At 35.7% G+C, this 12054-nt stretch carries 13 protein-coding genes and 1 pseudogene; 4 read left to right on the top strand and 10 right to left on the bottom strand.

The genetic code is table 11. From position 1 onward, the window contains the following. Positions 1-14: 14 nt before the first annotated feature. From rsmA to ACTJFD_RS02655, 5 genes are all read right to left on the bottom strand, one after another. Positions 15-908, bottom strand: coding sequence for a 16S rRNA (adenine(1518)-N(6)/adenine(1519)-N(6))-dimethyltransferase RsmA (gene rsmA, locus ACTJFD_RS02675; protein WP_442259528.1), 894 nt, complete (start codon positions 906-908; stop codon positions 15-17). Then, positions 892-1479 carry a ribonuclease M5 gene (gene rnmV / locus ACTJFD_RS02670; protein ID WP_442259527.1) on the bottom strand — a complete coding sequence of 196 codons (588 nt, stop codon included), beginning with the start codon at positions 1477-1479 and terminating at the stop codon, positions 892-894. The genes rsmA and rnmV overlap by 17 nt, the downstream gene beginning before the upstream one ends. Continuing rightward, on the bottom strand, positions 1469-2251 hold the full coding sequence (locus ACTJFD_RS02665; RefSeq protein ID WP_442259525.1) for a TatD family hydrolase: 783 nt from the start codon (positions 2249-2251) through the stop codon (positions 1469-1471). The genes rnmV and ACTJFD_RS02665 overlap by 11 nt, the downstream gene beginning before the upstream one ends. Positions 2252-2338: 87 nt before the next feature. After that, positions 2339-4345, bottom strand: coding sequence for a methionine--tRNA ligase (gene metG / locus ACTJFD_RS02660; RefSeq protein WP_442259523.1), 2007 nt, complete (start codon positions 4343-4345; stop codon positions 2339-2341). A gap of 112 nt (positions 4346-4457) precedes the next feature. Beyond that, positions 4458-5090 (bottom strand): DUF1054 family protein, encoded by a 633-nt coding sequence (locus ACTJFD_RS02655; protein WP_442259521.1) that lies wholly within the window; start codon positions 5088-5090, stop codon positions 4458-4460. A gap of 103 nt (positions 5091-5193) precedes the next feature. Here ACTJFD_RS02655 and ACTJFD_RS02650 point away from each other — a divergent pair, with 103 nt between their 5' ends. Further along, a complete protein-coding gene (locus tag ACTJFD_RS02650; protein ID WP_442259519.1) occupies positions 5194-5835 on the top strand; it encodes an HD domain-containing protein in 642 nt (213 codons plus the stop codon). Between the two features lie 60 nt (positions 5836-5895). Here ACTJFD_RS02650 and ACTJFD_RS02645 read toward each other — a convergent pair. From ACTJFD_RS02645 to ACTJFD_RS02625, 5 genes and pseudogenes are all read right to left on the bottom strand, one after another. Then, positions 5896-6564, bottom strand: a pseudogene (locus ACTJFD_RS02645) (IS6 family transposase). Between the two features lie 79 nt (positions 6565-6643). After that, positions 6644-7552 (bottom strand): magnesium transporter CorA family protein, encoded by a 909-nt coding sequence (locus ACTJFD_RS02640; protein ID WP_442259517.1) that lies wholly within the window; start codon positions 7550-7552, stop codon positions 6644-6646. 21 nt (positions 7553-7573) lie between these two features. Next, positions 7574-8056, bottom strand: coding sequence for an S-ribosylhomocysteine lyase (locus ACTJFD_RS02635; RefSeq protein ID WP_442259515.1), 483 nt, complete (start codon positions 8054-8056; stop codon positions 7574-7576). After that, positions 8043-8591: an LURP-one-related/scramblase family protein gene (locus tag ACTJFD_RS02630; protein WP_442259513.1), complete on the bottom strand. Its 549-nt coding sequence runs from the start codon at positions 8589-8591 to the stop codon at positions 8043-8045. The genes ACTJFD_RS02635 and ACTJFD_RS02630 overlap by 14 nt, the downstream gene beginning before the upstream one ends. A 30-nt stretch (positions 8592-8621) precedes the next feature. Beyond that, positions 8622-9491 carry a Cof-type HAD-IIB family hydrolase gene (locus ACTJFD_RS02625; RefSeq protein WP_442259512.1) on the bottom strand — a complete coding sequence of 290 codons (870 nt, stop codon included), beginning with the start codon at positions 9489-9491 and terminating at the stop codon, positions 8622-8624. A gap of 119 nt (positions 9492-9610) precedes the next feature. Here ACTJFD_RS02625 and ACTJFD_RS02620 point away from each other — a divergent pair, with 119 nt between their 5' ends. The 3 genes from ACTJFD_RS02620 (at position 9611) to tsaE (ending at position 12038) form a co-directional block, all read left to right on the top strand. Next, the gene (locus tag ACTJFD_RS02620; protein WP_442259510.1) at positions 9611-10312 is read left to right on the top strand and encodes a uracil-DNA glycosylase; all 702 of its coding nucleotides are present in this window, start codon (positions 9611-9613) and stop codon (positions 10310-10312) included. 165 nt (positions 10313-10477) lie between these two features. Continuing rightward, positions 10478-11461: a phosphate acetyltransferase gene (gene pta, locus ACTJFD_RS02615; RefSeq protein ID WP_442259508.1), complete on the top strand. Its 984-nt coding sequence runs from the start codon at positions 10478-10480 to the stop codon at positions 11459-11461. A 103-nt stretch (positions 11462-11564) separates the two neighbouring features. After that, positions 11565-12038 (top strand): tRNA (adenosine(37)-N6)-threonylcarbamoyltransferase complex ATPase subunit type 1 TsaE, encoded by a 474-nt coding sequence (gene tsaE, locus ACTJFD_RS02610; protein ID WP_442259507.1) that lies wholly within the window; start codon positions 11565-11567, stop codon positions 12036-12038. The last annotated feature ends 16 nt before the right edge of the window (positions 12039-12054 follow it).

Below are 12054 nucleotides of genomic sequence, written 5' to 3'. Positions count from 1 at the left end.
CAAACGTTTTTTTGTTATAACGATTTTTTGTTCGTTAATAACCGATTCGAGAGTAAAGCGAACTCAGGAATACTCAACGTTTCACCCCGACGTTTCGGATCAATTCCAGCTTCTTCCAAAGCGGTTTCCAACCATTTTTTTGTCGCTTCATCTTTTCCAAAGTGACTAATCAAATTATTCCATAACGTTTTACGTCTCTGTTGAAAAGACGAACGTGATACTCTGAAAAAGAAATCTTCATCTAACACTTCAGCCACTGGCTCTGTTCGACGCGTCAATTTAATAATAGCTGAATCCACATTTGGCTGAGGGACAAATGCTGTTTTAGGCACAATAAATGCCAATTCTGCTTTCATATAATATTGAACTGCTATTGATAATGAGCCATATGCTTTGGTTCCAGGGTTAGCCGTAATACGATCCGCAACTTCCTTTTGCATCATGATGACCATTGTTTCAATGTCTAATTTTGACATCAACAAGTGCATTAAAATAGGTGTTGTGATGTAATACGGTAAATTAGCAACCACTTTAACACGAGGCGCTGTTATTCCAAAAGCCTGTTCAGCTTCACCCACCAGATTTGCTTCCAAGACATCTTGATTCACGACAGTTACATTAGAATAAGGAGCCATTGTTTCTTCCAAGACCGGAATTAAACGCTGATCAATCTCAAAAGCTAGGACTTGACCTGCTTCACGAGCCAAGTGCTCTGTCAGTGCCCCAATTCCAGGCCCAACTTCAACCACCAAGTCTTCCTCTGTTAGTTCCGCTGTTTGTGCGATTTTTCGTAAAATATTAGGTTCTGTTAAAAAATTTTGACCTAAGCTTTTTTTAAATGAAAAACCGTGTTTCTTTAAAATAGCTTTGGTACGACTTGGTGTTGCAATATCATGATATTCTGTCATCTTTCTCTCCTTCTGCTATCTTTTGAAGTGCTTCAGTAAAAGTTTCTAAACTAATTTGAAACATTCCTAAACGTTTTTGTAGTTGTTTTCCATTGGTATAACCGATTCTTAAATAATCACCTAAAGCTTCACGCCGTTGTCTGGCATTAGGTCCCGCAATCAATCCCGATTGCAGTAATTGTTCCTGTGTAATCTGAGTTTCAAAATAATCTGTCATTGGTGTCGATACTTGATGTAGTGCTGCAAGTATCGTTTCGTCACTAGCATGTTCAACGCCAAGACTCCCATGCTTCTTATTCGGAACCCCTTCTTTACGTGAGATAAAGGCATGCTTCGCTTGAGGAACAACTTCCGCTACGATTTTTCTGATTTTCTCGCCTGAAAAATCTGGATCGGTAAAAATAATAACACCACGTACTTCCTGAGCGTGACTAATTTTTTCAAGTGTTTCTTCATTAATTGCTGAGCCATTAGTTTCGATTGTATCTACATCGACGACTTCTCTTAAACGTTTGGTGTCATCTTTTCCTTCAACAACAATAATTTCTTCAATTTTTTTTTTATTTTTCATTACACTTAATCCTAAATAAGTCATACGCGTTAGCTCGTGTTGTTGCCGCCACTTGCTCAGCACTCGACTGTCTTAACTCAGCTATTTTCTCTACAACATACCGAGTATAACCTGTTTCATTCCGTTTTCCGCGGTAAGGAACAGGGGCTAAATAAGGGGCATCCGTTTCAACTAAAAGTTTATCTTCCGGCACAACTAAACACGCAGCTTGAACATCCGTTGCTTTTTTAAAAGTAACAACACCACTAAAAGATAGATGCATTCCCAAATCTAGGAAGCGTTTCGCCCACTCAGCATCGCCACTAAAACTATGCATGATACCACCAGTCAAATGAACTTTTTCTTCTTTCAAAATACGATACGTGTCTTCTAACGCTTCTCGTGTATGAATACTAATGGGTAAATTCATCTCACGCGAAATCGCCATTTGACGACGAAAAATTTTTTCTTGAACCTCTTTTGGATCTTCCATCCAATGATAATCTAAACCTATTTCACCTAAAGCCACAACTTTGGGTAGAACTAATCTTTCTTGTAATTTTTTTTCAATGATGGGGGTATAACTTCCTGCTTCTGTCGGGTGCCAACCAATAATACTATAAATGTGTTGATATTTATCACTTAATTCCAATGACTTCTCAATCGTTGGTTCATCAAAACCAACAACGGCCATTTCGGTCACACCTAATTTTTGCGCACGTTCTAAAACTTCTGGGATATCCTGTGCGAATTGTTCCACATTCAAATGGGTATGTGTATCAAATATTTTCATCCAGTTTCACTCCTCGTTGTCCTATTTTAACACAAAAGAAAGAGGCTCGGACACTTTAAATGCCTTACCTCTTTAGCCTATCTATTCTTATGCAATAATAGAGCCATTTGCGACACCTTTAGGCGCTTCAACAATGAATAATTTACCCTCTGATTCAGCTGATAAAATCATTCCTTGGCTCACTTCACCACGCATTTTTCTTGGTTTTAAGTTAGCCACAATGACTACTTTTTTACCAATTAAATCGGTTGGTTCTGGATAAAACTCAGCAATTCCGGAAAGAATTTGACGATGACCTTCATCTCCAGCATCTAAACGAAATTGTAGTAATTTATCGGCATCTTTTACTTTACGACAATCAATAATTTCAGCTACTTTTAGCTCTACTTTATCAAAATCATCATATTTTATTTGTTTTTCTTTCTCTGAAACTAACTTAGTTTCTTCAGGATTGAACGTTTTTTCAGGTTTTGGACCACCTTTAGTTTGCGCCATTTGTTCTTTAATGTACGCTACTTCTTCCTCTAATTCCAAACGAGGGAAAATTGGTGTTCCTTTACTGACAACTTTAACTCCTTTTGGAAATTCGCCAAAACGAATATCTAACATTGACACTGTCGAGTCTTCTAAACCAAGTTGTGTAAAGATTTCTTTCGGTGCTTGCGTCATAATTGGTTGTAATAAAATTGCACTGATTCTCAAACTTTCAGCTAAATGGACCATCACACTATTTAATTCAGCACGGCGTTCTTCATCTTTCGCTAAAATCCAAGGCTCTGTTTCATCAATGTATTTATTAGCACGTGAAATTAATTTCCAAATTTCACCTAGTGCAATATTAAACTCCATTTTTTCCATTGCCTTATTATACTTCCCGATAATATCCGCTGCTGTCGTTGATAATTCACTATCAAATTTAGTCACTTGTGAAGCATACGTTGGAACCATACCTTCACAATATTTATTGATCATCGCTATCGTACGATTTAACAAATTACCTAAGTCATTAGCCAAATCATAGTTTACTCGTGAAACAAAGTCTTCTGGTGTAAAGACCCCATCAGATCCAAATGGAATCGCACGCATCAAGTAATATCTTAACGCATCTAGACCGTAACGACGAACAAGCATCTCAGGATAAACTACATTTCCTTTTGATTTAGACATTTTTCCATCACTCATGACTAACCAACCATGAGCAAAGATTTGTTTTGGTAATGGTAAATCTAAGGCCATCAACATGATTGGCCAATAAATCGTATGGAAACGAACAATTTCTTTTCCTACCATATGAACATCGGCAGGCCAATATTTTTTAAAATTCGTATCGTTGTCCGTACCATAACCTAAGGCTGTAATATAGTTTGATAACGCATCAATCCACACATAAACAACATGCTTAGGATCACTTTTAACAGGAACTCCCCAATTAAAAGAAGTTCGACTTACGGCTAAATCTTCTAGGCCTGGTTTGATAAAATTATTAATCATTTCTTTTTTACGTGAAGCAGGTTCAATGAAATCTGGATGCTCTTCGTAATAAGCTAATAAACGATCTGCATATTTACTCATTTTAAAGAAATAACTTTGTTCTTTTACTAACTCAACTTCATGGCCACTCGGTGCTTTACCACCAATCACTTTACCTGTTTCATCTCGGTAAACTTCAGCTAATTGATTTTCAGTAAAATATTCTTCATCTGATACAGAATACCAACCTTCGTACTCTCCTAAATAAATATCACCTTGGTCTAGTAATTGCTGAAAAATCTTTTGAACCGTTTCTTTATGATCTGAATCGGTTGTTCGAATAAATTTTGTATAATCAATATCTAATAGTTTCCAAAGTTTTTTCACGTCTGCAGCCATATCATCAACAAACTCTTGTGGTTCAATTTCTAAGCTTGCTGCCTTTTGTTCAATTTTTTGACCATGCTCATCTAAACCTGTTAAGTAAAACACATCATACCCTTTTAAACGCTTATAACGTGCCATTGCATCACAAGCAATCGTTGTATATGAGCTACCAATATGTAATTTACCATTTGGGTAATAGATGGGAGTCGTAATATAAAAAGTTTTTTTATCTTCCACCGAAAGTGCCTCCTAATCAATACTTTATTATTAATTTCTTTTTTTGTACAATTCCGCTTCATTATAGCATAATTTTTATTTTATAGCCCTAAAAAATATTCAAGTATTCTCTTTAAACCGTTTCAAGCATTTTTTGTCTAACTTTCATCGCTTCCTGATAAAACGGGACTAAAGCACGATACGTTGCAAGCATGAAAGAACGCCATTCTTTCGTTGTCCGATGCGTTAGTTCTTCTTTAAGAATCACGCGCCCGACTTGAAACTCACCTTTTTTAACGGTCAGCCAACGTTGCAACATCAGCTCAAGTTTTTCTTCTGTCAAAGGAACGTATTCATTCTTAGTATGGTCGCCATTGATAACAAAATCAGATGGTAATTTAAAGAATGCTTCTGGTTCTTCTAAAAAGAAACTGGCCATTTCTTGTTCAAATTCAGGATTGTCTATAAACGATAACCATAAAACAAGATAATCAGGTGTGATTCCCAGTTGAAAATGCGGATATTTTTTATAGCCTCGGGCGTCTCCTCCCATTGCACTCCACGTAAAATCAGGTGCATTCGTTGTTCGTCGACGATGTTGTGCAATGTGAATCGGGAATTCCGGCTCTCCAAGTTCTAAAGATAATTCCTTTACAAAATAAGTATCTAGTGATTTAAAAAGTGGTTGAATTTCTGCACGAATAGCCATCATACGTTCTTCTAACCCTTTAATTTCAAAAACAGTAAAACTAGTTTCAGTAAACATTTCTTTGCCCTCCATTAAATCATTAATTTAGTTTAACATATGTTGGTCCCCTTGTAAGTTTACGTTATACTATCAAGTAAAGTCTAAAGGAGGACACAATAATATGAATGATGCAGAAAAATTAATTCTAATTCAAGAGTATGTGAATCAACTATTTACAGATGATAAAACCGGACATAATATGTCACATATCCACCGTGTCGTTAACTTGGCTAAAAAAATTCAAAACATAGAAGGTGGTGATTATCTCATTATTTGTGCAAGCGCCTACCTACATGAATGTTTCGACGATAAAATCATAACAGACTTCACTTCAGCAAAAAAAGAACTGATGGCTCTTTTTAAGTCCCTTCTCCTAACAGAAAGCCAATGTCAACACATTTTAAGGATCATTGAACAAATCTCCTTTAGTTACCAACTCGACCATTCCCCTGTTCTTAGCTTAGAAGCCAAAATTGTTCAAGATGCAGACCGCCTTGATCCTCTAGGCGCGATTGGAATTGGTCGGACCTTTTATTATGGTGGTTATCGAGGAAACGAAATGCATCAGCCAAACTCCCTTCCTAGAGAATCCCTCTCTAAAGAAGACTATCGTCGGTCATCGACCGTCATTCAGCATTTTTATGAAAAACTTTTTAAACTTAAACAAAACATGCAAACACCACTTGGCAAAGAAATAGCAAAAAAAAGAACCCTTTTTATGCGCGAGTTTGTCGATACCTTCCTTTCAGAATGGGAAGAATAAAAAAATGGTTCTGTTGCAAAGTTTAAAATGAAAAAAGTCTTTTACTTAATTGTTTCAACACTATGCTGGAATTCCTAATAATTGATTGATTTCATGAATCACTAAAAAGCCAAAAAGATTTAGATCTTTTCGGCTTTTTTTATATAGAGAATGTATCGTTTCAATGCTTTTAATCGTAGTTGAAGCGGTCCTTATGGACTGATATAACTTGTGTCTTTTCTTTATTGAACGATGATTTTATTCAATAATATTATTCAAATATTTACGCGTTCGATGTTCTGTCTTAGCAAATAAATTTTCTGATTTAAGTCGATTAAACGCACAGCTTGATGAAAGAGCTTTGTCCGTTACAATAGCTCTCGGTTCTCCGAACTGTTTAATTAATCGTTTAAAGAAAGAGTAAGCTGCTTGACTGTCATGATTTTTTTGCAACCATATATCTAAAGAATCAATAGCACGGTATAAATAATGCCACGTTCCTTTGACCTTAATATAGGTTTCATCCATTCTCCAAGAATCACCAACAGATTTATTTCTTTTCTTCCATAGACAGTAGATAATCTGACTGTATTCCTGTCTCCATCGATAAATAGTTGTGTGACAAACGTTGTTTCCACGATCATTTATAATTTAAAAAACTTCCTTATAACTAAGGTTATACCTCAAACGGTAGCCAACGGCTACTGTAATAATATCTTTATTAAATTGTTTTCCTTTGAAATAAGTCATTTGAATGTCCTTAATCATCTATTTCTTCTTATTTTAATTTAAACAAAGATAATTGGAAAACTTTGCAATAGAACCGCTTTTATAAACGTTTATTTTTCTTAATCGTCCAAACGAGCAACAAAATCAGCACGACCGAAACAACCAATAAATAGATCCAATCATACCTTTTGTCAATGGAAGGAAGGGCGATATTCATTCCATAAAAGCCAGTAACCAAAGTCGGAACTGCTAAAGCTAGTGACCAAAAAGTTAAAATGCTCATCGTATCATTCAGATTATTATTCATAATACTATCAAATATTTGAGCAATTTTATCAACAACTTCGCTTTCCAAGTGAACCATATGCATAATTTGATTAGCTTCCACAATAACGTCTTCCAACCGCTCTTTTTCAACAGCGGATAAACTAACACCATAATTTGATGCTAACATCTTATTGAGAGCATCAAAATTACTTTTGGACGAATTAGTGAAATAGGTTAAGGTCTGTTGCAAATAGGATAAGTCTAACAAATTTTTATTGGTCATACTTCGCGGTTTCATATCATCTAGTTTATGTCGCTCTTTCATCAATTCACGTAATTTCACCATGAAATACTCAAAAACATTATAAATACCAGACATCAAAAAAATATTTAGGCTTGTTTCTGCCGATACATCCTTTAACATTTTTTGAAGCTCCTGATTAATTTCAATGGAGTCACTCATATTAAACGTAAACAAATAATTATCTTTGAATAAAAAACTCACTGGCCGAGTCGTTAAACGAACCTTCGCATCCATCTGAACCGGTAAATTAACTACCAACAAATGATGTCCTGTTATCGAATCATAATCATAGTTACTTTGTTCGTAGACATCTGTAACGTACTCCAAAACTTCTAACGATAAGCCATAATGATGAACCAATTTATTTTTTTCATCCATTGTTAACTGGTTTGTTTCCACCCAAATAACGTGTTCATTCACTTGATGTTCTAAAAGCATCTTTCCTCACCACCGCTTTCTCTAAGGTAGTGTCACAACATGACGATTAAAAGCATCATCACTAATGCCTTGTTCAATGACTTGACGACACCACTCTTTAGCTGAAATAAGGGAATGATCACGATAATTCCCACAATTTTTACGTTCTGTTCCTTGAACATCTTCCCATTCAATTTCATTTACAACTTTTGTTAATACTTTGGTTAAACTTTGAGCCACTTCTGTCGTAGAATAAACATTCCACGTCATCAAATGAAATCCAGTTCGACAACCAAATGGTGAACAATCAATAATTCCTGGTAGTTCATCTCTTAATAGATCCGCTAATAAATGCTCAATCGTATGGATACACGCAGTCGGCATCTCTTGTTCATTGGGTTGTAAAAATCGTAAATCATAGTTAGCAATCACATCGCCTTTGGGGCCTGTTTCTTCTGCGATTAAACGAACATATGGTGCTTTAACTGCATCATGATCTAAGGTAAAACTTTCAACTTCTGCCATCTTTTAAACTCTCCTTTAATACAATGTAAGTTAAATTTGGAGCATAATTTTTACGCTCTAACCAATTTCGACGAAGGCCATGACTATTAGACCAATAATCTAAAACGGCCGCTAAACATAAACATAAAGGCACTTTTTCTTCTTCTTCTATTTCAATCTTATAGACATTGCCTATTGTCGTAACCGTCATCACCTTTTTTGCCAACTGGTAAACATGATAGGATGCGGCTAGACTATCGCCTAAAACAAGCCACTTTACTCCTTTAATAAAATAAATATCCTTAGGAATAGGAAAAACCCGTCCCATTTCCCCCACTTTTTGATGATTTTCAAACAATTCAAATTGAGAACGAAAAGCAAAATTCTTTGGTTTCACACTAGCCAACGCACGCCCCTCTAAATCATAAATCGATAAAGAATCTCCTCTAACGCCCCAACGCCCCACTAATAAATACTCGGGTTTACCTTTTAAGTTTTTAATCGTTACACGGACATTCGCTTGAAGTAAATGTTTCTGTATATAGTACGTCACCATAGCATTTCGACATCCTTTACCAAAAAAATATTATAATTTTTCAGCAATCACACGCTCAATCGCTTTACCTACACCATCTTCAGCGTTTGAATCTGTTTCATATTTTGCCACTTCTTTAACTTTAGGAACACCATTCGCCATTGCAAAACTAACACCAGCCTCTTCAAGCATCGAAACATCATTATGATTATCACCAATTGCCATGACTTCTTCTAAAGAAATTCCTCTCAATTCAGCTATCTCCTTAATTGCATAACCTTTACGTGCCAAATGATGATTAATTTCAATATTATTAGGAAAAGAAGACGTAACATAAAGTTCATCCATTTGTCGAATTTCTTCTGCCACTGGTTCTAAGAAACGTTGACCTCTTTCATCAAAAGTAATGATTTTTAAGATGTCAATTTCATCATTTTCAATCACTTCATTGTAACTTTCAACAAAGGTGACTTTCAACATCGATAAGTGTGTTGATGCCATAGCAATAGCCATTTTAAAAGTAATATGAGGAATGTGGTCTGCCACTAGATTAGTAAAACTTTCGAGACGCTGTGGTTGACTATCCGAATAAACACCATCTGTCGTCATTAATTCAAAATAAAGACCGTGGTCTTTTAAAATCTTTAAAATACGTTTAACATTCTTTTTATCAATGGCATGCGTAAATAAAACTTCCCCGTCTTTATCAATCGCTTGAGCACCATTCCCTGTAATCAAGACACAGTCAATTCCCGCTTCTTCTAAAGGGGGACGAGCCTCCGTATGGTCGCGTCCAGTTGCCACCATAAATTCAATTCCTTCGGCTTGTGCTTTCTTTACAGCCTCTTGATTATATTTTGAAACAGTTAAGTTGGGTGATAAAAATGTCCCATCCATATCTGATGCTATTAATTTGATCATGAAATTCCTCCTTGATATTTAAATTACTTTTAGTGTAACATTTTTTACATCGAGATGACATCAATCAAACAGGTTTATTCACAAAAATATGCTACACTATCATGCGAGGAGTGATAACAATGAACCCAGAATTACCAAGTAGTTGGCGTCCTATTCTACAGGATGAAACAACCAAAAAATACTTTAAAGAATTGATGCTTTTTTTAGATAATGAATACCAAGAACAAATGATTTACCCACCAAAAGAACACCTTTTTAATGCTTTTCAATTAACACCTTTTGATAAAGTCAATGTCGTTATTTTGGGTCAAGACCCTTATCATGGCCCTAACCAAGCACATGGATTAAGTTTTTCTGTTTTACCAGGAAATAAAATTCCACCCTCTTTAAGAAATATTTATAAAGAACTAAGTCATGATTTAAAGATCACGCCTCCTAATCATGGGTGCTTAAATTCATGGGCTCAACAAGGTATCTTATTACTTAACACTGTTTTAACCGTCCGAAAAGGTCAAGCACATTCTCATCAAAAAAAAGGTTGGGAAATATTCACAGATGCCGTTATTGAAAAATTAAATGAACGAGAAGACCCTATTATTTTTGTTCTTTGGGGTAAACCAGCCCAAACAAAACAAAGTAAAATCAATCAAGATAAGCATTTTATTCTTTGTGCACCACACCCTAGTCCGTTGTCTGCTCATCGTGGTTTTTTTAACACACGACCTTTTTCAGCGATTAATCGTTGCTTGGAACAACAAGGAAAAGATAAGATTGATTGGAATATTCCTGAAAACTGTAGTATAACAAATGAAAAACTGTGACAACACAGAAACAAAACTGTTGCAACACTATGTCGCAACAGCAGGTTTAACCTAAGTTTTTCATGTGATTTCATAAAAAACAGCAATAAAATACTGTTTTTTATGATAATTTACGGTATGATGAAGTATATCAATTATTAAATCTAACATGAGGAGTTTTTTTAAATGGAATTATTTGAAGGTCTTAAACACAATATTATTGACAAAAACGTCAGAATCGTTTTCCCTGAACCAACGGATATTCGTGTTTTAGGTGCAGCTGTTCGTCTTAAATCAGATAACTTAATGGAACCAATTTTAATTGGGAATGCAGAAGAAATTCGTGAAGTCGCAAGTACTCGTGGTCTAGCGATTGATAACTTAACAATTATTGATCCAAAGTCTTATGCTGACTTTGATAAAATGGTGACGACTTTTGTTGAACGTCGAAAAGGAAAAGCAACTGAAGACCAAGCTCGTACTATTTTAAGTGATGAAAATTATTTTGGCACAATGCTAGTTTATATGAACTTAGCGGATGGCTTAGTAAGCGGTGCTGTTCACTCAACAGGTGACACGATTCGCCCTGCCTTACAAATCATTAAAACAAAACCTGGCGTTAGCCGTACAAGTGGTGCTTTCTTAATGGTTGGTAACCGTGATTCAGAAAAATATATTTTCTCTGACTGTGCAATTAACATCAATCCTGATGCTCAAGCCTTAGCTGAAATTGCTGTTGAAAGTGCTAAGACTGCTGAAATCTTTGGAATTGATCCTAAAGTTTCACTATTAAGTTTTTCAACAAAAGGTTCTGCAAAATCAGAAGAAGTTGCTAAAGTAGTTGAAGCGACTAAAATTGCTCAAGAGTTAGCACCTGAATTAGCCATTGATGGCGAGTTACAATTTGATGCTTCTTATGTTCCTTCAGTAGCTCAACAAAAAGCCCCTGATTCTAAAGTGGCGGGAAAAGCGAACGTCTTTGTTTTCCCAGAAATTCAATCAGGAAATATTGGCTATAAAATTGCACAACGTTTAGGTGGTTTCCAAGCAATTGGGCCTATCTTACAAGGTTTAAACAAACCAATCTCTGACCTTTCTCGTGGTTGTGACGAAGAAGATGTTTATAAATTATCAATCATTACAGCTTCTCAAGCCCTACAAGACGCTTAATCTTTTTACTTTTTCAAAAGCCATGACTTTAATATTCGTCATGGCTTTTTATTCTGTCTCGCGTTATACTCAAAATAAAAAGAAAACAAGGCGGTGATTGACAATGAGTCAACCATTAATGAATGAAACACAAACCCAACAACTGGCCTTTGATTTAGCAACATTAAGCCAACCAGGAGATATTTATTTATTGACTGGGGACTTAGGTGCGGGGAAAACAACCTTTACCAAGGGATTCGCTAAAGGGCTTGGCATAGAACAAATGATTAAAAGTCCCACCTACACTTTAATTAGAGAGTATGAAACAGGTCGATTGCCTCTTTACCATATGGATGTTTACCGCCTAGCAGGTAGCGTTGATGGTCTTGGATTGGAAGAGTACCTTGAAGGAGAGGGTGTTTGTTTAATTGAGTGGGGAACGTTGATCCGGGAAGAAGTCGATGTACCTTATCTTGAGATTATTCTTGATAAAACAGGCGAGGAATCTCGCAAATTAACCTTAATTTCCTCTAGCAAAAACAACGATCGTTTAACTCTTTTAAAAGAGCAACTCGCTCATTTGGGTTGGATGGTTTAAAAAAAAAGCTGTTAAA

Source organism: Vagococcus sp. (genome assembly GCF_052102835.1).
In the GTDB taxonomy this organism is placed as follows: domain Bacteria; phylum Bacillota; class Bacilli; order Lactobacillales; family Vagococcaceae; genus Vagococcus.
Note: the sequence above shows the minus strand (reverse complement) of the source record. Positions and strands in the feature narration are given on the sequence as shown.